This is a genomic window from Cohnella sp. (assembly GCF_041640265.1).
GTDB lineage: Bacteria > Bacillota > Bacilli > Paenibacillales > Paenibacillaceae > Cohnella.
Genome location: NZ_JBEQAP010000015.1, coordinates 51,767 through 77,075, shown reverse-complemented (window position 1 = coordinate 77,075; position 25,309 = coordinate 51,767). Strand labels below are relative to the sequence as shown.

At 49.3% G+C, this 25,309-nt stretch carries 24 protein-coding genes; 1 reads left to right on the top strand and 23 read right to left on the bottom strand.

Features of this window, described 5'->3' with window-relative positions; translation table 11 throughout:
- Window positions 1–13 precede the first annotated feature (13 nt).
- Both ACESLK_RS13165 and ACESLK_RS13160 read right to left on the bottom strand, forming a co-directional pair.
- Entirely contained in the window at window positions 14–181 is a 168-nt protein-coding gene (locus ACESLK_RS13165) for a hypothetical protein (protein ID WP_373229933.1), read from the bottom strand.
- Between the two features lie 46 nt (window positions 182–227).
- Window positions 228–587 (bottom strand): Asp23/Gls24 family envelope stress response protein, encoded by a 360-nt coding sequence (locus ACESLK_RS13160; protein WP_373229932.1) that lies wholly within the window; start codon window positions 585–587, stop codon window positions 228–230.
- A gap of 204 nt (window positions 588–791) precedes the next feature.
- On the opposite strand from ACESLK_RS13160, the gene rpmB reads away from it, so the two are divergent.
- Window positions 792–980: a 50S ribosomal protein L28 gene (gene rpmB / locus ACESLK_RS13155; protein WP_373229930.1), complete on the top strand. Its 189-nt coding sequence runs from the start codon at window positions 792–794 to the stop codon at window positions 978–980.
- Window positions 981–1,062: 82 nt separating this feature from the next.
- On the opposite strand, the gene spoVM is transcribed toward rpmB, so the two are convergent.
- The 21 genes from spoVM to ACESLK_RS13050 all read right to left on the bottom strand — a co-directional run bounded on the left by spoVM (window position 1,063) and on the right by ACESLK_RS13050 (window position 25,062).
- Window positions 1,063–1,143, bottom strand: a complete 81-nt coding sequence (gene spoVM / locus ACESLK_RS13150; protein WP_373229977.1) for a stage V sporulation protein SpoVM — start codon at window positions 1,141–1,143, stop codon at window positions 1,063–1,065.
- Window positions 1,144–1,270: 127 nt separating this feature from the next.
- A complete protein-coding gene (gene rpe, locus ACESLK_RS13145; RefSeq protein WP_373229929.1) occupies window positions 1,271–1,930 on the bottom strand; it encodes a ribulose-phosphate 3-epimerase in 660 nt (219 codons plus the stop codon).
- A 3-nt stretch (window positions 1,931–1,933) separates the two neighbouring features.
- Window positions 1,934–2,839 carry a ribosome small subunit-dependent GTPase A gene (rsgA, locus tag ACESLK_RS13140; RefSeq protein WP_373229928.1) on the bottom strand — a complete coding sequence of 302 codons (906 nt, stop codon included), beginning with the start codon at window positions 2,837–2,839 and terminating at the stop codon, window positions 1,934–1,936.
- Between the two features lie 61 nt (window positions 2,840–2,900).
- Window positions 2,901–4,979 carry a Stk1 family PASTA domain-containing Ser/Thr kinase gene (gene pknB, locus ACESLK_RS13135; protein WP_373229927.1) on the bottom strand — a complete coding sequence of 693 codons (2,079 nt, stop codon included), beginning with the start codon at window positions 4,977–4,979 and terminating at the stop codon, window positions 2,901–2,903.
- Window positions 4,976–5,743: a Stp1/IreP family PP2C-type Ser/Thr phosphatase gene (locus ACESLK_RS13130; protein ID WP_373229976.1), complete on the bottom strand. Its 768-nt coding sequence runs from the start codon at window positions 5,741–5,743 to the stop codon at window positions 4,976–4,978. The genes pknB and ACESLK_RS13130 overlap by 4 nt, the downstream gene beginning before the upstream one ends.
- Before the next feature lie 5 nt (window positions 5,744–5,748).
- Window positions 5,749–6,825 carry a dual-specificity RNA methyltransferase RlmN gene (gene rlmN / locus ACESLK_RS13125; protein ID WP_373229926.1) on the bottom strand — a complete coding sequence of 359 codons (1,077 nt, stop codon included), beginning with the start codon at window positions 6,823–6,825 and terminating at the stop codon, window positions 5,749–5,751.
- Window positions 6,826–6,846: 21 nt separating this feature from the next.
- A complete protein-coding gene (gene rsmB / locus ACESLK_RS13120) occupies window positions 6,847–8,244 on the bottom strand; it encodes a 16S rRNA (cytosine(967)-C(5))-methyltransferase RsmB (protein WP_373229924.1) in 1,398 nt (465 codons plus the stop codon).
- A 232-nt stretch (window positions 8,245–8,476) separates the two neighbouring features.
- Complete coding sequence (fmt, locus tag ACESLK_RS13115) at window positions 8,477–9,430, bottom strand: methionyl-tRNA formyltransferase (protein WP_373229923.1); 954 nt, start codon at window positions 9,428–9,430, stop codon at window positions 8,477–8,479.
- Between the two features lie 3 nt (window positions 9,431–9,433).
- Window positions 9,434–9,931, bottom strand: a complete 498-nt coding sequence (def, locus tag ACESLK_RS13110; protein ID WP_373229922.1) for a peptide deformylase — start codon at window positions 9,929–9,931, stop codon at window positions 9,434–9,436.
- 20 nt (window positions 9,932–9,951) lie between these two features.
- The gene (gene priA / locus ACESLK_RS13105) at window positions 9,952–12,447 is read right to left on the bottom strand and encodes a primosomal protein N' (RefSeq protein WP_373229921.1); all 2,496 of its coding nucleotides are present in this window, start codon (window positions 12,445–12,447) and stop codon (window positions 9,952–9,954) included.
- Window positions 12,444–13,703: a bifunctional phosphopantothenoylcysteine decarboxylase/phosphopantothenate--cysteine ligase CoaBC gene (gene coaBC, locus ACESLK_RS13100; RefSeq protein ID WP_373229920.1), complete on the bottom strand. Its 1,260-nt coding sequence runs from the start codon at window positions 13,701–13,703 to the stop codon at window positions 12,444–12,446. Before coaBC ends, priA begins: the two co-directional genes overlap by 4 nt.
- An 86-nt stretch (window positions 13,704–13,789) precedes the next feature.
- On the bottom strand, window positions 13,790–14,008 hold the full coding sequence (rpoZ, locus tag ACESLK_RS13095; protein WP_373229919.1) for a DNA-directed RNA polymerase subunit omega: 219 nt from the start codon (window positions 14,006–14,008) through the stop codon (window positions 13,790–13,792).
- A gap of 13 nt (window positions 14,009–14,021) precedes the next feature.
- Entirely contained in the window at window positions 14,022–14,648 is a 627-nt protein-coding gene (gmk, locus tag ACESLK_RS13090) for a guanylate kinase (protein WP_373229918.1), read from the bottom strand.
- Window positions 14,649–14,661: 13 nt separating this feature from the next.
- Window positions 14,662–14,922 carry an extracellular matrix/biofilm regulator RemA gene (remA, locus tag ACESLK_RS13085; RefSeq protein ID WP_027084220.1) on the bottom strand — a complete coding sequence of 87 codons (261 nt, stop codon included), beginning with the start codon at window positions 14,920–14,922 and terminating at the stop codon, window positions 14,662–14,664.
- A 176-nt stretch (window positions 14,923–15,098) separates the two neighbouring features.
- A complete protein-coding gene (locus ACESLK_RS13080) occupies window positions 15,099–16,985 on the bottom strand; it encodes a bifunctional homocysteine S-methyltransferase/methylenetetrahydrofolate reductase (RefSeq protein WP_373229917.1) in 1,887 nt (628 codons plus the stop codon).
- Window positions 16,986–17,107: 122 nt separating this feature from the next.
- Entirely contained in the window at window positions 17,108–18,310 is a 1,203-nt protein-coding gene (locus ACESLK_RS13075; RefSeq protein WP_373229916.1) for an MFS transporter, read from the bottom strand.
- Between the two features lie 71 nt (window positions 18,311–18,381).
- The gene (locus ACESLK_RS13070) at window positions 18,382–18,663 is read right to left on the bottom strand and encodes an ArsR/SmtB family transcription factor (RefSeq protein ID WP_373229915.1); all 282 of its coding nucleotides are present in this window, start codon (window positions 18,661–18,663) and stop codon (window positions 18,382–18,384) included.
- Window positions 18,664–19,154: 491 nt separating this feature from the next.
- The gene (dapF, locus tag ACESLK_RS13065; RefSeq protein WP_373229914.1) at window positions 19,155–19,988 is read right to left on the bottom strand and encodes a diaminopimelate epimerase; all 834 of its coding nucleotides are present in this window, start codon (window positions 19,986–19,988) and stop codon (window positions 19,155–19,157) included.
- A 129-nt stretch (window positions 19,989–20,117) separates the two neighbouring features.
- Window positions 20,118–21,278, bottom strand: a complete 1,161-nt coding sequence (gene purT / locus ACESLK_RS13060; protein WP_373229912.1) for a phosphoribosylglycinamide formyltransferase 2 — start codon at window positions 21,276–21,278, stop codon at window positions 20,118–20,120.
- A 272-nt stretch (window positions 21,279–21,550) separates the two neighbouring features.
- Window positions 21,551–22,039 carry a hypothetical protein gene (locus ACESLK_RS13055; RefSeq protein WP_373229911.1) on the bottom strand — a complete coding sequence of 163 codons (489 nt, stop codon included), beginning with the start codon at window positions 22,037–22,039 and terminating at the stop codon, window positions 21,551–21,553.
- A 209-nt stretch (window positions 22,040–22,248) separates the two neighbouring features.
- Complete coding sequence (locus ACESLK_RS13050) at window positions 22,249–25,062, bottom strand: calcium-translocating P-type ATPase, SERCA-type (protein WP_373229975.1); 2,814 nt, start codon at window positions 25,060–25,062, stop codon at window positions 22,249–22,251.
- Window positions 25,063–25,309: the final 247 nt, after the last annotated feature.

Below are 25,309 nucleotides of genomic sequence, written 5' to 3'. Positions count from 1 at the left end.
TGGATTCCCCTTCCTAAGTGCGACTGTCCGTTGTGCGACTTTCGTTGCGCGCCGCTCTCGCGTCACAGACGGTCGTCACGAATGCGATCGTTAATTCTGTACCTAAAGCGGCGTCACGGACCGTCGTCCTGGATGCAATGGCTGCTCTGTATGTGTTCTGCCACAGACTGACGGTCGTCACGATTCGCCCTATGCTAGAGCAATGCTCTTGCTCTAGCAGGACAAGGTTACTTGAGTATACGCACGCCTTGAACATACACATTAACTAAATCGACCTTTAGTCCTACGACTTCTTCCAATACATATTTAACCTTAGACTGAATGTTGTGCGCTACTTCGGAAATTTTGGTTCCGTAACTTACGATGACATAGAGATCAAGATGGAGGAGCTCCCCTTCTCTGCGGACTTCCACGCCCCGGGATAGATTCTCCCTGCCTAAAAGCTCTGCAATTCCATCCTTCAAGCCTTTACGGGATGCCATGCCGACCAGCCCATAACAATCCAATGCCGCCGAACCGGCAATCACGGCAATTACCTGATCCGCCACATCTATCTTTCCGTTCTCCGAGACCAGCTGCAGAGGCATGGAAATTCACTCCTTTATGTCTGTATTATGGACCATACTTCATTGTACTATAAAAAAACGGGAGAATGAAGCCGTTTTCTAGGGAAACCTACCGATTATCAAGTTTGACAGCATTATTACCATCATTTTTCGTTGCATCGACCTATCCCCTGTGCTATGATATTAAAGTATTTGTATGGACGTGGCAGGGAGGTGTATTTTTAAATGGCTCGTAAATGTTATCTAACAGGTAAAGCGCCGGGATCCGGTAACAACAAATCTCACGCTAATAACACTACTCGCCGTTCTTGGGGAGTTAACGTACAAAAAGTGCGCATTCTGGTGAACGGTAAGCCTAAACGTGTTTATGTGAGCACCCGCGCCTTGAAGTCTGGCAAAGTGGTACGCGTATAATCAATGCCGAAATCGGCCATGAAGAAAAACCGTCAGGTCATCCTGACGGTTCTTTTTGTGTTCATATCATTGGTTAAAGGCGTCAATTTTTGTGAAACGTGTTGAGAATCGCTTTGACGAAGCCACCCAAAAATTTCGGCAGCTTGATGGTGTAAAACCTCATCGTCCCATCCCTCCTCCACGGACTAAAACCCTTACCGTCTTCCGGTATCGAAGCGCAGTTATTTATTCCAGTGTATGCAGGTTCGAATTTGTCCTATACCATTCAAAGGGATGGAACTGAGGTTTATTTATTTCGACGACGCTGTACGCAGCGCGGATATAGCCGCTGCTCGATCGTCTTGACTGAAAATATACGTGCCTGCTACAAGTGAATTGGCTCCCGCAGCCGTAACTAATGCCGCTGTTTCCGCATTAATGCCGCCGTCTACCTGAATGTAGATATCTCTGCGACCTTGCTTCTCCAGCATCTCATGAAGCTGTCGGAGTTTTGGAAGCATGGCTGGGAGAAAGGATTGCCCCCCGAATCCGGGATTAATCGTCATAATTAACACTAGATCAATTTCATCTAATATGTATTCTAAGACGGACAATGGCGTATGAGGATTTAATGCAACGCCTGCTTTCATTCCAAGCTCTCTAATTTCCGACAACGTGCGATGCAGATGAACGCAAGCCTCAGGATGTACGGTTACTCGATCTGCACCCGCTGCGGCCAAAGCCGGGAATAATAGCTGTGGTGCTTCTACCATGAGATGAACATCGAACAACAGCTTCGTTTCGGGACGGATCATAGCAACAATGGGTGGGCCAAAAGTAAGATTAGGAACAAAGTGACCATCCATAATATCAATATGAATCCAATCCGCTCCTGCGGAATCAATACTGCGAATTTCTTCTCCGAGCTTCGCGAAATCCGAAGCCAATATGGAGGGAGCTATCTTTACCATTTTCTAATACCTCCGTTTTGTTTCTTTCCACTCCGTCATGAATCCAACGTAATGGCTATATCGGCTCTCTGATATCTCTCCTTGCTCCTTCGCTTGAAGAACGGCGCAGTGCGGCTCGTGAGTATGCGTACAGCCACGGAATTTGCATGTGGAGGCTCGCTCTCTAAATTCACGAAAACAAGATCCGATTTCATCAATACCCAGCTCTGCGAAATCCAATTGGCTGAAGCCGGGAGTATCTGCCATATAACCTCCGCCAGCTAGCGGGATCAGTTCAACATGCCGTGTCGTATGCTTGCCCCGACCCAGCTTCGTGCTGATCTCGTTCGTGGCCAGAGTTAGACCCGGAACAAGTGCATTCACTAGAGAGGATTTACCGACTCCGGATTGACCTGCGAGCATGTTAATATGGCCCGCGAGCGCTTGTCGAAGCTTATCCATCCCTTCACCCTCATGAGCGCTAGTCAGAATGACTTCATATCCGATCGATGAATAGAGAGCCCGAGCATCCTCAACTACGCGGCGAATGCTCTCGCCCTCTTCATCATCCGGGATCCGGTCCATCTTAGTGAATACAAGCAATGCATTCATGCGCGCATGTTCGGTATGTACCAGAAACTTATCTAACAAAAGTAAATTCAGCTCTGGACGAACCACTGAAAAAACAAGAACGGCCAAATCGGCATTCGCAATCTGCGGACGAATGAGCTCAGAGAAACGCGGAAGAATTTCCTCTACCGTGCCTTCCCCGTTCTCCGTCTCACTGAATAACACACGGTCGCCGACAAGCGGGGACTCTCCCCGGTTTTTGAATATCCCACGGCCGCGGCACTGTACCGGTTGACCGCCTTCTGAATTCTGTACGTAGTAATAACCGCTCAACGCTTTGACGATCAAGCCTTCGGGCATTGGGGAACAACTCCTTGTCCAAGCCCGATCAGGCTTCTGACATCACTGTTGATACATTCTATCATTCCTGATTCCCTTGTTCGCCGTTCACAGGATCTGATCCCTCTGCGGCAGCGCCATCTGCTGTACTCGGATCTTCTGCAGACTGGTTAGGATCCGGAACTGGAGTCGATGAGGCTGGAATCACTTTATAAGGAACGGGTTCCTCTTGAAGAAATTGACCATCACGGTAGACGGTAATTTTTCCATCCTTTTCTGGCGACAGTATCAACTTAATGGGGAAAGTCGTCATTGCGCTAATCTTCTTGGAGCCCCACTCGATATTATCTCCACGGGCGTCGGAATAAACGATCCTTATCGTACTCGATTCACCCTCAACCGCAGGAGAGACAGTAACTTCCAAATCTTGCTCCCTCGAATCCGCGGGATAACCGCTGCTGACCCAGATGGATATCTCAGTACCAGGAGTAACCATTTCATTCTGTTCGGCTGGGAATTGCTTAAATACTGTACCCTTCGGAGCGTAGCTTGGCTCCTGCAAAATCTTATCGGCTGGGAGCTTCAGGTCATTCTTCTCAATTGTTGCTTTGGCTTCGCCCTCCGTCTTGCCGATCAGGTTAGGCATAGCGAAAGCTTCTTCGCCTTTACTTATAGTCAGGGTGACCGTCTCTGTCAACGGATCAAACTCTTCGTCAGGCTTAGGATTTTGCTTAAGTACCGTTCCTGGCTCGCTTTCGTCAAATATTTCACTTGGCAGTATATTCTCGCTTGCAATGCCCATGTCCTCAAGCAGCTTTTTGGCATCCTCGAACGATTTGCCCTCTAAATCAGGCATCACCGATAGTTCCTTGCCCGTGCTGACCGTTAGTTGAATAGGAGATCCTTCTTTGGCATCGACATCGATCTTAGATTGCTTTAAGACGATCCCTTCATCAACCGTATCGCTAGCTTCTTTCAGAATGAGTTCGTCGATCGTAAAACCTGCATCAATTAACGTTTTCTCTGCTTCATCCAATTTCATGCCGACAACCTTTGGAACGCGTATATCCTCGGAGTTAAGCTGTCCTCTTAACTCTGCAACCGCCCATATCAGTACTCCAATTAATACAATAGCCAGTATACCGAGTACGGTTGGGATAATCCATCTGCGTTTCGGCTCTTCAAGTCCTTGTGAATTCCAGCGGTCTTCGGAATCTGTACCTTTAACCGCCGGCGCTTCAAGGGTGTTGCGCATTTCGGGTCGAATAGCCGGGATAATCCGAGTCTTGTCCGCTTCATCGTCCTCGTCGCTTGCATAAATCGCGGCAGGTTCGTTTAATCTGTTCGGTTGTAAGCAGGTATCCAGATCCTGATACATTTCTCTAGCGGATTGATAACGCTCCTGGGGGTTTTTACGCATCGCCTTTAAGATAATATTTTCCACGCTTTGCGGAATATGAGGATTTACCTTCCTTGGCCGCTCGAATGTATCCTGCAAATGCTTAAGCGCTACGCTAATCGGACTTTCACCCAGAAATGGCAGGCTGCCTGTCAGCATCTGGTAAAGTACGATTCCTAAGGAATAAATGTCCGATTTCTCTCCCGTGGGAACACCCTTAGCATGCTCTGGCGAAAAATAATGCACGGAGCCGATAACGGAGCCTGTCTGGGTAATAGTCGAGGAGGTTACGGCGCGGGCAATCCCGAAATCCGTAACTTTAACCCTGCCATTATTACCCATGAGTATATTATGAGGTTTAATATCGCGATGTATGATTTGGTTATGATGGGCATGCTCTAATGCATCGCAAATTTGGGCCGCCACTCTAACAGCTTCATCCGCTTGCAGAGGCGCCCTATCGCGTATAATTTCATTTAAGTTAGCGCCATCAATGAATTCCATAACGATATAATGTGTATCCTCAACCTGTCCTACATCATAGATGCTTACAATATTCGGATGCGACAACGAAGCTGCCGCCTGTGCTTCACGACGGAACCGTTTCACAAAATCATCATCATGAGTGAATTGCTGGCGCAATACTTTGACAGCAACCAAGCGATTGAGCAATAAATCCCTTGCTTTATAGACCAGTGCCATCCCGCCGCCGCCAACTCGAGCCAGCAGTTCGTAACGCCCACTCAGCGTAAGTCCGATCATGCTGTATCCCCTCCTGCGGCGCTAGCTTTACCTTCATCTGCAACCAGCACGACAGTTATATTGTCGTCTCCGCCCGCTGCAAGCGCCAAATCAATAAGCCTTTGTGCTTGTTGTTCTAAATTCGCCCCAGAATCCTCCAAAGTGGCGAGCAAATCCTGAGGTTCGACTAAGCCGCTCAAGCCGTCGCTGCACAGCACGATCCGATCACCGAGTTGCCAGTCGATAATCTGAACATCAACCTCTACCTCACGGTCGGTGCCTAACGCTCTCGTCAACACATTCCGTCTCGGATGGCGGGCTGCTTCTTCGGGACTTAGTTGTCCTGATTTTGTAAGCTCGTTAACTAAGGTATGATCTTCTGTAAGCTGCTCGAGCCTACCGCTGCGAAGCCGATAAGCTCTGCTATCTCCAATGTGGCCAATCAAGCCGGTATTTCCATCCAACAAAGCCATAACGACAGTTGTCCCCATATTATGATATTGCTCATTAAGAGACGCTGTTTCATATACAACTGAATTGGCTTTACGAATCATATCCCGTAGTCTAGAGGCTGCTTCTTTAGCAGAAGCAGCTTGCTCCCAAGCCTTCAACGATTGCACCAAGCTATCCACAGCTAGTCCGCTGGCTACGTCACCTGCGCGATGTCCGCCCATTCCGTCTGCGACAATGGCTGCCGTATGGCCATTTAACAAGCGACCGCTCCAAGCTTGGTCTTCATTTACCTGCCTTACCTTGCCGACATGACTCTGTAATACCGTCCTCACACCATTCACCCCGTCGTCGTCTCCATATGCTTCGCCCGCAGCTGTCCGCAAGCCGCTGCAATGTCATGCCCCTGCTCTCTGCGAATCGTTACATTTACATGCTTCTTCTGTAATATTCGTTGGAACTCGAAAATGTCATCTCTTGGAGTACGAACATAATTTCGCTCGGGAACATAATTGACTGGAATAAGATTCACATGGCACAGCATTCCTTGCAGGACATCTCCAAGCTCTTCCGCATGCTCCGGTTGGTCGTTCACTCCGCCAATGAGCGCATATTCAAAGGTAATTCGTCGCCCCGTCTTCTCAATATAATACTTACAAGCATTCATTACTTCGACGAAAGGAAACCGCCGATTTACGGGCATCAGCTTAGAACGAAGAGCATCATTCGGAGCATGAATGGAAATCGCCAAATTGATTTGTGTATTCTCTTCAGCGAACTTCAGCATGCTGGGCACGATTCCGCTCGTCGACACCGTAATATGCCTCTGACCAATATTCAAACCTTTGGGATGGATCATGACGCGCAGGAAATTCATCGTTGCATCGTAATTCTCGAAAGGTTCTCCTATGCCCATAATGACGATACTGGAAACACGCTGGTTCTCGGGGTCAAGCAATCTCTGCGATTGTACAACCTGAGCCACGATCTCGCCCGCCGTTAAGCTCCGCTTTAATCCACCCAGCGTGGAAGCGCAGAAGGTGCAGCCGATTCGGCAGCCTACTTGCGTCGTCACGCATACGCTATTCCCGTAATCATGACGCATGATTACCGTTTCTATCGCATGTGCGTCGTGTAATTCGAATAGAAATTTCACCGTTCCGTCCTTGGATACAAACTTCGTGATTTCCTTCATTGTTACGAAACGAAAGCTGTCAAGAAGCTTATCCCTGAGCGGCTTAGGCAGGTTGGTCATTTCTTCGAACGAGCTGACCCGCTTTACATACAGCCAGTCGAATATTTGTCCTGCACGAAAAGCCGGTTCTCCCTGCTCCTTCGTCCAATCTTGAATTTGCTCTAATGTAAAGTCATAAATAAAAGGTTTGTTTTCTTCAATCTGCAATCTCGTCACCACCATTCTTTTTATTTTAACATAAAATTATTGGGATTGTCTGCGCAAACGTGCGATAAAAAACCCGTCGCTCCCGAACATTTGAGGTAAAATCTGAAGCATTCCCGAGAAGGCTTCGGGAAGGATTCCCTTTTCCTTAAACGGTGCTAGAACTTCCTCAGACCACTCTGCATCAAGAGAGAACTCAGGAGACTCGGCGAGAAAATGCTGGATCGTCTGCTCGTTCTCTTCAACCGCTATCGTGCAGGTGCTATAAACAAGAATGCCTCCTGGCTTCACAAGCGTTTGCACCCTTCGTAAAAGCTGGCTCTGCAACACTGCCAAGCTTGCAATATCGTCTGGGGTTTTGGTCCATTTGATCTCAGGTTTGCGTCGAATGACACCAAGCCCAGAGCACGGAGCATCAAGCAGAACAACATCGCATGACTGTGCCGGCAAGCGATTTGGCAAGTCCATTGCATCGCCTGTCATCGTCTCTACGCAGCTTAATCCAAGTCTCTCCGCTTGCTGCCTTATTAAGGCTTCCTTATGAGGATGCACATCGTTGGCAATCACTTTTCCTTGATCTTGCATTCTTTCCGCCATACTCGTCGTTTTCCCGCCTGGAGCCGCACAGCAATCGAGTACCTGCATTCCCGGCTTCGGATCTGCAACCGCAGCGACGAGCATCGAGCTCTCATCTTGGATAGACATTTGACCTTCCTTGTACCAGTTAGTATGTACAAGATTCCCGGCTCTCTCTGCAATAATTCCGTTTCTTGCTAAAGGAGAAGGGATTGCCGACAATCCCTCCTCCGTCATGGATACAAGCAGCTCTTGGCGCCCTATGCGCAGGGGATTAATCCGAGCAGAAGCATGAGGATGCTCATTGTTTGCTGCACAGATTTCCTCTGTCTTCTGTACTCCGAATTGGGTAATCCAGCGTTCAATCAACCACTGCGGGTGACTATGAACTAGGGCAAGTCGACCGACCTCAGACAGTTTATCGTTTAAGGGAGCATCGAAACCCTCGCGCAGAAGACCGCGCAGCACCCCGTTTACAAGACCGGCGATTCCAGCATGTCCTCTTTTCTTAGCCATTCTCACAGCCTCGTCTACTGCTGCGTGGGCAGGCACGCGAGAAAGCCATCTTAATTGGTAATAGCTCATTCGCAAGAGGCTTCGCACCCACGGCTCTACCTTCTTCGGCCAGCCTTTAACTCGACTCTCAAGATCGTAATCAATGGTATTCATTCGCTGAATGGTCCCGTAGACAATTTCAGTCGCTAGACCCGCGTCAGAACGTGACAGGTCAGAAGATGATAAGGCTTGATTAAGCTCGAGTCCGCTGAATGCGCCTTTGACCTCTACATTATGCAGTACATTCATGGCGACTTCTCTTGCTCCCTGAGGCTTACCGCCAGGCAATCGGGTAGTTTTCTTCATTCTTAACGCAAAGGATACTTGTGACTTCAGTCATGAGAGGAATTTGCGTTTCTCTTGCTCCTGTCCATCTCTCCAAAATCACTCCTTTGCCCCTCCTCCGTATGAAACATTGAATTATTATTTGGAAATCGTTTTTATCTAGTTTAACCTTTCAAGTCCAAGTAAAACGAAAACGCCGTCCTCGGGACGACAGTTTTCTTACACACTCTAATCGTCACAAAAAAAGCTCGGGTTACCCGAGCACCTTACCAGGAGCGAGCCTTGCACCTCTTGCAAATTCTGTCGCTGCCAATGCTTTTTTGCCAGCGGGCTGTACTTCCGTTAACACAATACTGCCATCGCCTGTACGAATACGTATACCGAAGCTGCCGCTTTCTAACACAGAGCCCGGCACTAAACTGACCCATTCCGGTCGCATTATCGAGTCGGAGCCCTGAGGAATCCGGGTACCCCATACCTTGAATACCTCGCCGTCCAAGTAAGTGAAGCCGCCCGCCATCGGGTTAAGTCCTCTTACTCGGTTAAACACCGTCCGTGAGGAATGCTTCCAATCCAGCTTCTCATCCTCGCGCGTCAGGTTAGGCGCATAAGTTGCTTCGCTGTCTACTTGAGGTGTTCGCACAATTTTGCCTTCCGCAATGCGAGGAAGCCAGTCACGGAGGAGCTCGGCGCCTGCATCGCTCAGCTTATCGAACATCGAACCCGCTGTATCCTCATCGGTTATCGGAACTTCAACCTTGGAGATCATGTCGCCGGTGTCTAAGCCCTCAGCCATATACATAAGAGTCACTCCTGTGACGGACTCCCCGTTTATTATCGAACGTTGAATCGGCGCCCCGCCTCGATATCGCGGCAGCAAAGAGCCATGAACATTTATGCAGCCCAAACGGGGTAAGTCCAGAACGGCTTTGGGCAGAATTTGACCATATGCAGCTGTAATAATGATATCAGGAGCGATCGCCGTTACTTGAGCGACACCTTCAGGCGAGCGCAGCTTCTCGGGCTGCAGTACCGTGAGTCCATGCTCAAGCGCAAAAGCTTTAACAGGAGGAGGGGTCAGCTCTCGCTTCCGTCCCTTTGGCCGGTCCGGCTGTGTTACCACCGCCGCAATCGTATAACCCTGCTCTAAGAGTGACGCTAGAGAAGGCACGGCAAATTGCGGTGTCCCCATAAACAAAATATTCATTTTCTATGCTCCATCCTGCTGCTGATCCTGTTCGACAGGCTTACGAGCTTCGTATACGGACTCAGCCGAATCGATGAACAATACTCCGTTTAAGTGATCAACCTCATGCTGAAACGCTCTAGATAGAAACTCCGTGCTTTCATATTGTATCGGTTTACCGTTACGGTCCTGCCCCCGGATAACGATCCTGTTCGCCCGGCGAACGTCTCCTTGCAAACCCGGGATGCTGAGGCAGCCTTCCGGTCCAAGCTGTTCGCCTTCCTTGGATACAATCTCTGGATTAACCAACTCGATGAGCTCATGTTCATCACCCACATCAATGACTATGATTCGTTTCAAGATTCCCACCTGAGGCGCAGCTAATCCGACTCCGTCGGCGTCATACATCGTTTCCGCCATGTCGTCCAGCAATTTGTGCAGGTTGGCATTGAATTTGGTCACTTCCTGCGCTCTTTCTCGAAGCACATCATCAGGGTGTTTCACAATTAATCGAATTGACATAACGGCAACCTTCCTTTTCTTTAGAGCATCATCTGCGGATCAACGTCGACGCTTATCAATATACCGTTCCGTTTAACCGTATCTCCCATCTCCGCAAGCACCTGTGAAGTCATGAGGCTTGCATCGACGTCTCCCCGATATTTTACCATACATTGAAAACGGTAGCGATCTTTCAATCGCGCAATAGGTGAAGAAACGGGGCCCAGCACCTCAAGTGCCGCTCTTCCGCTATAGTCAAATTCATTACGAACCCCAAGTACTGCCGCTTTTTCCCGAAGACCGGATGCAAATCTTTCTCCTGTGGAAAGAAGCATAGGTACCAATTCATGCGAGAATGTAACCGCAATAAGGCGGCCATAAGGCGGATAACCCAGCTGCCTGCGCAGATCCAGCGCTCTCTCCACGAATCCTTTGTAATCGTGTCCTACCACAGAGGTGATCGACTCATGCTCCGGATCGTATGTTTGAATAATAACCTCGCCCGGCAGCTCGTGACGCCCAGCTCTTCCTGCGACCTGAGTGAGCAGCTGGAATGTCCGCTCCGCAGCGCGGAAATCCGGCAGTCTTAACGCTGCATCTGCAGCTAATACACCCACAAGCGTCACAAAAGGAAAATCCAGACCTTTCGCGACCATCTGGGTGCCTAGAAGCACATCAGCTCTTCGTTCGCGAAATTCCGTCAGCCACCTCTCATGGGAGCCCTTCTCAGTCGTTGTATCGACATCCATCCGAATGACTCGAATGCCTGGGAAGGTCTCAGCAAGAGCCTCCTCTACCTTCTGAGTTCCTGTTCCGAAGAAGCGAATGTGCGGGCTTTCACAGCTCGGGCAAACCTTCGGCTCTGCTTCAGCGTAACCGCAATAATGGCAGCGAAGATTTTGCGAGCCTCTATGATAAGTAAGCGATATTTCGCAATGCGGGCACGCAGCCGTATAGCCGCATGAACGACACATGACGAACGTGGCATAACCTCTTCGATTAAGCAAAAGTACGATTTGCTCTTTCCTCTCTAATCGATCCCTTATTGCGGCCGCCAATGGAAAGCTAAACATCGTACGATTGCCCAGCTTCAGCTCCTCGCGCATATCCACGATTTCCACGCCGGGTAAAGGCCGATTCGCCACACGTTCAGGCAGGGCAATATAACCCGGGTTTCCCAGCTGGGTTTCTTTTCCCCCATGGACGGCTGCCTCATAGGTTTCCAGCGCCGGTGTCGCCGAGCCGAGGACAACAACCGCGCCATGAAGACGTGCACGCTCTACTGCTACATCGCGAGCATGATACTTAGGACTTTCCTCTTGTTTGTATGAGGTCTCGTGCTCTTCATCAATGACAATTAGTCCGATCTGGGCAAACGGCGCAAATATCGCGGATCGCGCTCCTACCGCTACCTGAGCCCTGCCCTCTCGAATTTTGCGCCACTCATCGTAACGCTCACCCTGGGACAATCGACTGTGCAGAACCGCAACTCTCGCACCGAAGCGACTTTTGAACCGCTCTACCATTTGCGGCGTAAGAGCTATTTCCGGAACAAGAACAATCGCGTCCTTACCGTGCTCCAGGCATCGTTGAATGGCTTGCAAGTATACTTCAGTCTTACCGCTGCCCGTTACGCCATGAAGGAGATAAACCTCATTTCTCCTCTGATCGAGAGCGGAATGAATAGGAGCTAAAGCAGATGCTTGTGCGGGGGTTAGAACCATTGGGGCGGAAGCGGGAAAATCTCGATTGGCATAGGGATCGCGATCTTCCGTAACCGCACGTATTTCGACCCAGCCGCGATCAGCCAATGAACGAATCGTAGACGATGTTGTCCCTAAGGCCTCTGCTAATTTCTGAACCCCCATTGGCTCAGGCTGCTCTGCCAAATATTGCAGCACTTCCCTTTGTTTATGCGCTCTAGCGGGAATCTGTTCAATGGCTAGGCGTAAAGCGGCCTGATGAGCGGGGAAAACCGTTAATACGGTTTTCACGGAAAGCCGATCCTCCACCCGCTGTCTCTCTTCAAGGCGCCCTTGGCGAAGCCAGCGCTTCAACAGATGGCCATGCTCGGTATAGTGTTGAAGAAGCGAAGTCAGCTTCAGAGGTCCGCCCTTCTGCAACGCAAGCAAGAGACCGCCACTTTGGGCGGTCTCTTCTTCGGACCACTGGGCATTCGCCGCCGGGTATACATACTTCTCCGTTCGTCCCTTAAGAGCAGCTGGCAGCATCGCCTGCAACGCAACTGTTAAAGGGCACAGCCATCTCCTGCTGATCCATTCCCCTAATTCCACGAGTTCAGCTGAAAGCGGTGGAATGGCATCCATTAGATCGTCTAGCGGCTTCAGCTTGGCATACTCAATATCCGCGTCTTCTGCCAGGCCCGTTACGATACCTTGCAGCTTTCGACCTCCGAATGGCACTGCCACCCGGCTGCCAACCTCAACCCAGCCGATTAGCCGGTCCGGAATTAAATAGTCAAAGGTACGATCCGTATCCCTGCTCGGGACATCTACAATAACCCGGGCAACAGTCATTCTTTCGTTCCTTTCCCATCACCCTGTTCCGCCAGGTGATTCATTCTAGTAGTCGCAAGAAGCCAAAGTCGCTCGGCAACTGCTCTCTTAGACATTTTGGGCATATGTTCTACTAGCCCCTGAGGGCTGTAAACACTCACAATATTGGTTTCCTTACCGAAGCCTGCCCCCTCTTCGGAGACGTTGTTGGCAACGATAAGATCGCATTTTTTGCGAGCCAATTTGTCCATTGCATGCTTCTCAACTTCCATCGTCTCTGCTGCGAAACCGATTACGAACAGCTTGCGTTTACCTTGCTGTCCTTCTTTCCAAGCGCCTACAGCATGCAAAATATCGGGATTCCGAATAAGCTCCAAGGTGAGTGCTTCTGATTTCTTCTTAATCTTATGCTCTTCTCGGTGAGCCGGCCGATAGTCGGCTACCGCAGCCGCCTTCACGACGATATCAATCTGCGGCAGACGTGCCATTACCTCGTCATACATATGCAAAGCCGATTCAACCTTAACGACGTTTACTCCGTTTGGCGGGGTAACTTCAGTCTTTCCGCACACAAGCGTTACTTCCGCTCCACCGTCACGTGCCGCTTCAGCGATCGCGAAGCCCATTTTGCCGGAGGAATCATTCGTGATATAGCGGACAGGGTCGATTCGCTCGATAGTGCCTCCCGCTGTAACCAGCACGCGTTTGCCCGCCAAGGGCCGCGGGCCGACTAACATGGTAACAACAGCCTCCACAATTTCGTCAGGCTCCGCGAGCCTCCCTTTGCCTACGTAGCCGCAGGCTAATTGTCCAGATCCCGGCTCTACAAAAGTAACGCCGCGCGAGGCAAGTATATTCACATTATCGATAACCGCGGGATGCTCCCACATATGTACATTCATTGCCGGTGCGACTAGTATAGGAGCCGTTGTCGCTAGTAATGTCGTACTCAGCATATCATCGGCTAAACCATTCGCCATCTTCGATAACATATTCGCAGTCGCAGGCGCGACTACCGCCAGATCCGCAGAATCCGCCCAATCAATGTGCTGTACAATTGCTGCATCCCTTTCATCGAATACATCCGTTGCGACAGGATGTCGAGATAATGTCTGCAGCGTAAGCGGCGTAATGAACTTTGTAGCCCCTTCCGTCATCATTACCCTAACTGAAGCACCGAGACCGATTAAACGACTACATAAGGCAGCTGCTTTATAAGCGGCGATTCCGCCTGTTATTCCAAGAAGTATCGTTTTCCCAGCGAGTCTCTTGTCCATCTGTTCCCCTCCGATATACGTTTGAGTAGAAAAAAAACAACCGCAGGGGTTGTCCTTCCTTCAGAACCTTATGAAGCTGCAAGTTCCTAATCTCTATTCAAGGTATTCGTCTTAAGATGTTCAACCTTAATCGCATCGTGGTAGATTTCTTCCAAAGCAACGCCAACATATTTATGAGACTTCGGCGCACCCAGATTACACATCGTCCCTTCGCGCAAGGCACGCGCTCTCTTGGATGCAGCAACAACAAGCGTATACTTGCTGTCTACTTTTATGACTAAATCATCAATGGATGGATATAACATAATATCACCTCTTTCAGACGTTATCCGCAGCAGGGAAATTGGCAAGATCATGGAACAGCTCGCCTAGAAATCTCTCCCGCTTGCAGTGTTCTGCCGTAATGATGGACATAATGCGACTACAAGCGTTGTCGATTTCATCATTCACCACTGCATAATCGTAATGGTGCAACAAATTCATCTCTTCCGCCGCTACAGAAAGCCGATGATCGATCGTGGCTTGCGACTCCGTACCCCGTCCTACGATTCTTTGCTTCAATTCATTCAAAGAAGGCGGCATCAGAAATACGAATACACCTTCTGTAAACTTTTCTTTCACCTTCAAGGCGCCTTGAACTTCAATCTCTAGAATAATATCTTTGCCTTCTGATAACGTCTTCTCCACGAATTCACGAGGTGTTCCATAATAGTTGCCGACGTATTCCGCATGTTCGAGCAGCGCATCTGTCTCTATCATATGATGGAATTGCTCTCTTGATTTGAAGAAATAGTTAACTCCTTCACGCTCGCCCTCCCGAGGCGATCGGGTCGTTGCGGATACGGAATAAATTAATTCAGGCAGCTTATGGCGCAATGCAGCACACACTGTTCCTTTGCCTACTCCGGAAGGACCGGATAGTACGAATAAAATACCTCTGTTCATGGTGTTCCCCAATTCATTCATCATGTTCGTCGTCTTTAGTAGACAACCGGTGTGCAACCGTCTCCGGCTGAACAGCCGACAAAATCACGTGATCGCTGTCCGTAATAATAACAGCACGGGTTCTACGACCATAAGTCGCATCAATAAGCATATGCCGATCCCGAGCTTCTTGTATGATCCGTTTAATCGGCGCCGATTCCGGGCTGACTATCGAAATAATCCGATTCGCTGAAACGATATTGCCAAATCCGATATTAATCAGCTTGATCGCCATGGCTACACTTTCCCTCCGGTCATTCCTGCCAGACAGCATGATGGGCAATTGAGCTACGCTCACAGTGTTGCCGAAAGCGTTTGCCCACATACTGCAGGTTTGAAAATGCTAGTTCTATACTTCTATCGATTTATTGTACTTCAAAACCCATGGTGGGACAAGAGGATGTAAGCACCTTATCTGCCGCGTATTAATCTCTTGCTCTTTTCTTTCACGTATTCGGTAAGAGATACCGTCATTTCATAGGCCATAAATGGGGTCATCAGATATATCCCGTTAAAATGGGCCATAGCAACATCGAGGAGCTCTTGCGCGATTTTGATGCCTTCTGCACGACCTGCCGGCCCTTCCAATCCGCTCATTCGCTCTCTTACGGAATCAGATAGCTGAATGCCTGGCACCTCGTTGTGAAGATATTCCGCGTTACGACCATTTGCTAGCGGGAAAATGCCTAGGAAAATAGGAATGCTTAAGTCTTTCGTCATCTCAGCAATCCGCTCAATAAGAGCGGGATCATAGACGGGCTGGGTCATAATATAATCTGCACCCGCTTGGATTTTGCGCTCGAGTCGCTGCACTGCTTTGTCCAAATGCTTAACATTAGGGTTGAAGGCAGCCCCGACAATAAACTTCGCTTTCTGCTTTAGGGGTTTACCGGAGAAAGCAATACCCTCGTTTAATTGCTTGATCATACGAATGATTTCGAAAGACGTAAGATCATAGACTGAGCTCGAGCCTGGCAAATCCCCAAACTTAGCAGGATCTCCGGTTACGGCCAGCACATGATCAATTCCCAGTGCATCAAAACCCATCATATGAGATTGAGTACCGATCAGATTGCGATCCCGGCATGCAATGTGCACAAGCGGCTTAATGCCTACCCGTTCCTTCAGCAGGGCAGCCAGCGCCATATTGCTCATTCTCGTAACGGCAAGCGAGTTATCGGCCATCGTCAAGGCATCCGCCTTAGCGTCCTTGAGCGCTTGGGCTCCGGTCATGAACTTGGTGATGTCCAGGTCACGAGGCGGATCTAATTCGACGATTACGGTATGTCTTTCAAGCACCAGATCAACGATACTAGGCTCATTATCTTGGTCGTGCGGCGGTTTATCGTTGAGGATAGTCGTATCGCTGATAATCTCCAATGGCTGTGAGGGCTTCACTTCTTCCGTGTCGACTGGGTTAATCGTCAGTGGGGAGTAGCTTTGAAGAGCTTTTGCAATGGCCGAAATATGCTCCGGTGTTGTGCCGCAGCAGCCCCCGATGAGTCTGGCACCTACATCTGCGAACTTAATCGCACAGGAAGCGAAATATTCTGGCGTAGCGGAATAAACGACTTTCCCGTCAACATAATCCGGTATGCCGGCATTAGGAAACACACTGAGAGGGACGCCCAAATCCCGCGGTATCGTCTCCATAGCTCGAAGAATGCCGTTAGGACCGCTGCGGCAATTAAAACCGATCACATCGGCTCCCTCGCCCTTTAATCGGCGGAAGGCTTCAGCAAGCGGAATACCATCATGCGTTCTCTGTGCATCCTCTACTGCGAATTGACAGATGACGCTAATATCGCTTTTCTTACGAATAATCCCTAAAGCCAAAGACAACTCCTCAAGATCGAAGAAGGTTTCCAGCAGCAGCCCGTCGACACCCGCAGCAATCAGAACACCGATCTGCTCTTCGAAATCTCGTTTGACTACGGCTGTTCTAATATTTTTTCCGACGCCGCCGCGAACTGCTCCTATCGAACCCACAACATAGGCGGCTTGACCGACGGCCTTGCGAGCGATTGCGACTCCTGCCGCGTTGATTTCTTCGGTTTTCTTCTCCAAGCCGTACCTAGACAGCTTGTTATATTGGGCGGAGTACGTATTCGTCTCAATAATCTCTGCTCCCGCTTCTGCATAACGGCGGTGCACGTCCGCGATCACATCGGGCTTAAGCAGATTAAATTCCTCGAACGAAACCCCGACGGGCAAGCCGAGCTGATACAAATAAGTAGCCATCGCACCGTCGCCGACCCGTGGTCTCTCTGCTAGCGCCGTACGCAAGTCCGGTTTCATGAAGCTTCCCCATCCATTCCATCCATAAAGTATTCTAAATGTAGCACAAATTCGCCTCTGGTAAAATGGAAAAACCCGACCATATTTGATCGGGTTAACTAGATTACGGCAAAGAATATGATTTAAGCTTCCGAATCGACTCCGGCCAAGCGTTGTTCCTTCACGTATTCGCGGGTCCGGTTACGAGATAGTCCGAACATCGCGGCAGCCGTGACTGCGGCGACGGCGACTCCCGCTGCTCCTAGCCAACTGACCGAAGAAAGGGAAATATTGTTCACGACTACGCCTCCAATTCCAGCGCCCGTTGCCATCGCAAGCTGCAAAACAGAGGTGTTCAGGCTCAACATGATGCCTGATGCTTCCGGCGACAAGGTTATCAAATAGTACTGTTGAGTGGGTCCGGATGACCAGGCGGAGAACGCCCATAACATAAGTAACGGGAATACGAAAGCGGCGGATTGGGAAAATGTCGACAGCAGAATCAATACTGCGGAATGAAGCATCATGCCGCCGACCAAAGTCCGCGGAACCCCCCATTTGTCCGTACTGTAGCCGCCAAGCTTAGAACCGATCAGGCTCGCGACGCCAAAGGCGAATAATCCTATGCTGACTGCGCGCTCGCTCATTTCAGTGATCGTAAGCAGAAATGGAGAAATGTACGTATAGACGATGGAATAACCAAAAATCCAGAAAAAGGTAACTGTCAAAGCAATAGCGATTTTTGGATTTTTCAATAACTTAAATTGATCGCGGAGCGGCACGGCTTCTTCCCCGTCCGATCGAGGTATCGTCCGGTAAATGGCATACATGGCAAGCAGCGCAAGTATACTTATTCCAGCGAATATCACCTTCCAATCGTAAATGGATGCAATCACCCTTCCGAGAGGAACACCTATAATTAGCGAAGTGCTAAAGCCCATGATCAGCGTCGCAATGGCACTTCCTTGCTTGCCCTGCGGCGCCAGCTTAGCAGCGACTGTCAATGCAACCACGACGAATATCCCCGTACTGAGCGCCATGATAACCCTCGAGCCCATAAGAGGCAGGAATCCCGGAGCCGTAACGGTGATTAAATTTCCGATAACGAACGTCCCCAGCGCGACAAGCATCAGCTTCCGGCGCTCCAAGCGCGCCGTCATCGCCATCAGAATCGGCGTTCCGAACGCGTAAGCGATCGAAAAGACAGTAATTAGTTGTCCCGCCGCGGCTACCGATACCCCAACATCGCTTGCAATCATATCCAGAATCCCCGCGATAATAAACTCCGACGTTCCAACCAGAAAACTCACGGCAGCCAGCATATAAATTTTCCAAGAATTCGTCATACGGATCAAGCTCCCTTCTCCACTCCATTGTTTTTATATTTCTAAAAATATAGAAATAGAATCTAAAAAAATTATTTCAACAAATAGGGCGCGTACTTTTGCGCTATTTCTTGGTTCACACAATAAAAAATGTACGTTCCGTCTTTACGGAGATTCAGCAATCCGCAATCCGTCAATTGCTTCAAATGATGGGACAACGTCGAGCCTGCAACGGATTCCAGCTTGCCCCCGATATCGGAGCAGCATAGATTTCTCTCCTGGGTTAGTAGAAGGGCGATTTTGAGCCTTGTCGGTTCTCCGAGCGCCTTATATATTTTGACAGCTTGCTGGATATCGGCACGGTCATCACCCATCGTCGTTCACCCTCCGAGGTTAGTTTGTTATTTCTATATGTATCGAAATAAACCATATCATACCTTCTTGAGAATGTAAACCCGATTCACGGAATTTAGGCTTCTTAATCATACAAGGAAAAACGACTTCGTCGTCCCTTGAAGGTCGCAAACGTCTATTTCGACGATAATAGTCTGACTGTTCTTTACGGCTAGGTGTATAGCAGATTTCGTGGCAATGCGCTTCCCAAATAACTGCGAAAAGGCCGTTATTTTCCCTCGAAACACCTGCTCGTAGATTAATAACATCAAATTGCAGTTATTTTGGAAATAAGCTGCTGAAACTCCACTTATGTTTCGAAATAACTGCAATAGGTTGTTATTTTATCGCCAGAACCCTTCCAAGACGATAATAAATGCAATAAGTTGTTATTTCCGAAGAAATACTCTAAAAGTTATAAATACTACTGAAAAAGCCGGACCTCGGTCCGGCTCTCCGTTTATACGCATATTCAGATGACTTTACCCGTAAAAACAAACGCTGCTGGACCCGTCATGTAGACGCGGTTGTTGGCTTCGTTCCAGTCAATCAGTAAATCACCGCCGGCTAGTGAGATTGTTGCTTTGCGGTCGGTTAAACCATTAAGCACCGAAGAAACGAGTGTGGCGCACGCACCTGTTCCGCAGGCGAGCGTTGGACCAGCGCCGCGTTCCCATACGCGCATGTCTACCTGGGAGCGTGTGTTTACCTTAGCAAATTCTACGTTGATTTTACGCGGGAACAAAGGATGCTTCTCCAGCTTCGGTCCCCATGTTGCCAAATCGAAACCGGCAGCATCATCCACATAAATAACGCAGTGAGGATTACCCATGGAAACCGCGGTGAAAGCAAACTCCCTTCCGTCTACCGTTACTTTGTGGCCTAATACCGGGTTAGCGTCGATCGTTGTCGGTACATCGAGCCCATTCAGGATCGGTTGTCCCATATCTACGGTTACGCGTTGAACCTGCCCGCCATCTATCTCTAACTGCACAGGCTGAACACCTGCACCCAAAGTTTCGATAGTCAGCTCCGTTTTATCCGTTAGTCCATTGTCATATACGTACTTCGCTACACATCGAATGGCATTGCCGCATTGCTCCGCTTCCGAGCCGTCGGAGTTGATGATCCTCATCCGGAAGTCAGCTTTGTCCGAAGGAAGAATGTATACCAAGCCATCAGCTCCGATACCGAAGAAACGGTTGCATAGCTTCTCAGCCAATTCCGCAACGTTAGCGGGAAGAGCATGCTCTCCTGCTACTATGATGAAGTCATTACCCAAGCCGTTCATTTTTGTGAATTCCATGTCCTATTTACCTCCCGCAAATATAAGCCCGTCTTATTGGTTCCCTATATTCGATCATATCGATTAATCGGGGGGAAGGGTATACAGCAATCCTCTTTTTGTTTGCACTTTTCCGCTTATTGCAACTTACTATTCACCTATTATACGTAACTGATCCAGCGCTTTCTTGGCCCGTTCACGAGCCTCAATTACAGTATCCCCGGTCGACAAGGTTACCGCCATTCGACGGCCTGACTTCGTGACTGGTTTCCCGAAAACACGAAGCTGCGTTTGAGGAACAGACAAAGCTTCGCCAATGCCTTCGAGCTTGTACGCCGCAAGCTCCGTCTCTGCTTTAAGCGGCCGGCTCGCACCCGGAGAGGTTACGTAAATTTCCGGAATCGGGTAGCCTAGTATTGCCCTTACATGAAGCGCGAATTCCGATAAGTTCTGGCTGACAAGTGTCACCAAACCTGTATCATGAGGACGCGGGGAAACCTCACTGAAATAAACTTTATCCTTGGCTAAGAACAGCTCGACGCCGAAAATACCGGCTCCTCCCAGCGCATCAGTGATGACTCCCGCTATTCTTTTGGCTTCCGCAATCTGAACTTCTGTCATCACATGCGGCTGCCACGACTCGATATAATCGCCGTCCTTCTGAATATGACCAATAGGCGGACAGAATAAGGTTCCGTTCACAGAACGAACGGTAAGCAGCGTGATTTCCGATTCAAACGAAATAAATTCCTCGACAATTACTCTCGCCTGCTGAACACGACCGCCTTCCATCGCGATGGCCCAACAGCGTTCCAGGTCGTCCTCGGAGCGACATACGCTTTGACCTTTGCCTGACGAGCTCATCAGTGGTTTAACGACACAAGGAAAACCCATTTCGCTTGCCGCTTGTGTAAATTGCTCATATGTATCCGCGAAGCGATAACCAGCCGTCGGAAGCCCAAGCGTCTCGGAAGCAAGCCTTCTAATTCCTTCGCGATCCATCGTCAGCTGCGCAGCACAAGCAGTTGGAATTACACGATAGCCCTCTTCCTCAAGCTTTACGAGCTCTGCGGTTGCAATTGCTTCGATCTCCGGTACGATGAGGTCTGGCTTTTCCCGTTCAATAACCTCACGAAGCGCTTGCCGATCCAGCATATCAATCACATAACTGCGATGGGCAACCTGCATAGCCGGCGCATGATCATATCGATCGACTGCGATGGTCTGGGCTCCGAGACGCTGCGCTTCAATGATGACCTCCTTGCCCAACTCTCCAGATCCGAGCAGCAACAACTTTTTAGCTAAATACATGAACCGATTCCTCCCAATTGCTTATGTAATAACGTCCATTATACACCAATGAACATAACAGGCTGTAGAGCCGAGTATCATTTCTCGCAAACACCTCCCCATTCGGTATAAGACGGAGATTTCCGGAGCGAAGTATGGAGGCTGCAGAAAACGAACTGATGATCTTAACAGGATAACCCGCGGATTATGCCGCGGGTTATCCTGTTTTCATAAGCATAATCCATGACCTGGCTTGACGCTTCGGATAGGACTATGTGCACTAATTCTTGAGCTTAATTTTTTAGTAAATCGTCAACTCTTGCTTTCATGGATGATATCGTCGTTTTCTTATACTGTAACCCGAGTCGAATGACTTTGATTTGCTGCCTCCGGGATAAATTTTTAAACCGGGGCTCCTGTTTTAAGAAGGTATTTATGATGGACCAGCTGCTGCCAGCGGACCTGCCCGGTTTAATGAGCGGAACATCATAAGGCAGTTTTCGCTTTCTGAAACGATAAATGAACGAAGCAATACCGGACGAAGCTTTACTTTCGTCGACAAGGCAAGGCGCATATTTTTTTTGCGTATGGTTTTTGAGGTATTTAAAATGAGTATCTCCGCTTACAATGATATAACCGCGCGGTTTCCTGCTTTTTCGAACAATCAACAAATGCATGCAATCCTGCGCCGCTCTGCGCAGCTCCTTAACGCGCTGCGTTATTCGGGCTGATAAGTCGGGCCTGATTTTGCTAAGTGGTATATATTGCACCGTATACCTCACGAGGCGGTTCCCCCTTTAGGAATAATCTTGTATGTAGTGTATGCTGTGCTATTGTCTTTGGTCAGGGGGAGCAAAGGCTTAGAGGATCTACCAAGGATAGGCTTAGTGAACCTTCATTTCGTTCGGAACATAGAAAAGACAACTCCCAAACATACATAACATCTGTATGGGAGCTGCCATATTTGGGTTTTGAGCTGCTAAGTTTACAATTATCTCACTACAGTAGGAGGTGCAGAGCTCCCTCGATAGGTAATTTTACGGTTCTTCTTCTGTTTGGACGAGCCGAGCACGCTGCCAATCCCCAATGCAAATGTAGGGATTCCAGCTGCAACTAGCACGAGTGCCCAATCCCTAAAGTTAAGCGGCACGGTTTTGAAAACCGGCTGTAATGGCTCCAAGTAAAGAACGGCAAGCATGAGCAAGAGAGAGGACAATACCGCTAGGACGAGAACTTTATTCTCTAGCAGCTTACGATGAAATATCGACCTGGAGCTCCGGCAATCGAACACATGAATGAGCTGTGCCATAACCAACGTTGCGAAAGCTACGGTTTGAGCATGAATCAGCTGCTGGGAATGACCGGCGCCTTCGTTTAATGCAAGAATGAATGCCCCCAAGGTACAGAAGCCGATGAGCAATCCCCGACTAATAATTTTCCAGCCCAGGCGGCGAGCGAAGATATTTTCTTTAGCGGAGCGCGGCTTATGCTGCATCAAGTCACTCTCTGCTTGATCGACACCCAGCGCCATCGCAGGCAAACCATCCGTCACCAGATTAACCCACAAAATTTGAATCGGAACGAGCGGCAAAGGCAATCCCATCATCATGGCCATAAACATCGTCATAATTTCCCCGACGTTAGAGGCAAGCAAATACCGGATAAACTTACGGATATTCTCGTATATTCCGCGTCCTTCTTCTACTGCCGCAACAATGCTGGAGAAATTATCGTCCGCAAGCACAAGAGCGGATGCTTCCTTCGTAACGTCCGTTCCAGAAATCCCCATAGCGATACCGATATCCGCAGCTTTGACGGCCGGCGCATCGTTGACTCCATCGCCCGTCATCGCAACGACATGCCCTCGACGCTGCAAGGCTTGAACGATTCTTAGCTTGTGCTCCGGGGAAACCCGCGCATAAACGTACACATCGTCCGCTATCTTTTCCAGCTCATCATCACTCATTCTGGATAATTCCGCACCTGTTACGACACGACCTCCGCGCCCCATAATCCCGAGCGTTTTGGCGATGGCTTCTGCGGTTGTTCCATGGTCCCCGGTAATCATGACCGTCTTAATACCTGCTTGACGGCATTTATAGATCGCTTCTTTAACCTCCTTGCGCGGAGGATCCATCATCCCTGTTAAGCCAACAAAGATGAGTCCATTTTCCGCCTGCTCATTGTCGCTGCACTCATCATTTGATTTCACCTCGCGGAAGGCCAAGCCGAGTACGCGTAGAGAATCCCTCGCCATGCCCTCATTAGCCGCCAGTACTTTCTGCTTCAGCGTTCCAGTGAACGGTACAACGTGATCTCCCCACAAAACATAAGCGCATTTCCCCACGAGCAAATCCGGCGCCCCTTTGGTACAAATCAGCTTGCCGCCTTGATGAGAAACAAGAACGGACATCCGCTTGCGCTCTGGATCGAATGGAAACTCCTTCACTCGAGTATACAAGCTTTCCAGAGACGATTTGGTTAAACCCGTTTTGGCAGCGAGTACGAGCAAGGCACCTTCTGTAGGATCTCCCTTAATCCGCCATTCCATGGAATCCTCGGATGCTTGTTCACCTTTCACTGATTTCCGCTTCTTCTGCTCTTCACTGTGCTCTTGGAGAGCAAGCTCCGAATTATTGCACAAAGCCGCAATTTGAGTGAGCCGCCTTAGCGCCGCATCACCCTTAGCGTCTATCCCTTTTCCATTTTCCTTTAATTGACCGACGGGGTCATAGCCTTCACCCGTAACCTCAATTACTCGGGCTCCGAGCCAGAGCTGGGTCACCGTCATTTTGTTCTGTGTCAGCGTCCCTGTTTTATCGGAACAAATAACGGAGGCACAGCCCAATGTCTCTACTGATGGCAGCTTACGAACAATTGCCCTGCGCTTAATCATTCGCTGTACGCCAAGAGCTAGAGCAATGGTCACGATCGCCGGGAGTCCTTCAGGAATCGCGGCAACGGCCAAGCTGACGCCCGCAAGGAACATATCGTACAGCGGCTGTCCATGCAGAATACCCGCAAGCACTACCATTACCGTAAGGCCAAGAGCAACGATGATCAGAATTTTGCCAAGCTGCTCCAAACGGTGCTGTAATGGAGTATCCGCTTCTTCCGTCTGTTGGATGAGATTGGCGATCTTACCCATTTCGGTGTTCATCCCAGTAACGGTTACGACTCCTTTGGCCGTTCCGCGAGTGACCATCGTCCCCAAGTATCCGCAGTTTTTACGGTCCCCGAGAGGGATATCGGCTCCATCGATGCTTGTTGATTCCTTGACAACAGGCACGGATTCACCTGTCAATGCCGCTTCATCAATGGAGCATTGATTGCATTCCACAAGCCTTAAATCAGCCGGAACGCGATCTCCGCTTTCGAGCAGCACCAAATCCCCTGCGACGAGATTCCGCGCGGGAATCACCTCATACTCGCCGCCGCGGATTACCTTGGCATTAGGCGCCGACAGCTCCTTAAGCGCGCGAAGAGAGCGTTCAGCCCGGAACTCTTGGTAGAAGCCAAGAATTCCGTTAATGAGGATGATGGCAACAATCGTTAATGCATCCAGCATTTCGCCCAGCAATCCCGAGACTATCGTCGCTCCAAGCAAGACCAGCACCATAAAATCCTTGAATTGATTCAGCAATAGCTTAAGTGGAGATTCCCCACGCTTTTCCTCCAGCTCGTTATGGCCATGCTCTTCCAACCGCTTGGCTGCTTCATCAGCCGTCAACCCGTTTTTGAGGTCGGAGTTAAGCACCTCCAGCATTTGCCCCTCGCTCATCTGATGCCATGCCTTTCCTTCCACGATGGTCAGCTCCTTCCGCCTTGTCCGCATTTATGACCTATATGTATTCAGACAAGCCAAGAAATATCCCCTTAGGCAACAGAAGACATTTCTGAAGACTTTCCCTTTGCGGGGATGTGTGGCATCATAGGAAGACACAAGCATAAACGTTGAACGCCGTCCTTTATCGGCGTTCAACGTTTATGTCGGAGACGATTCAGGACAAGTATAAAAAAGGTTTATGCTTTCTGAATCGTGAAAACACACA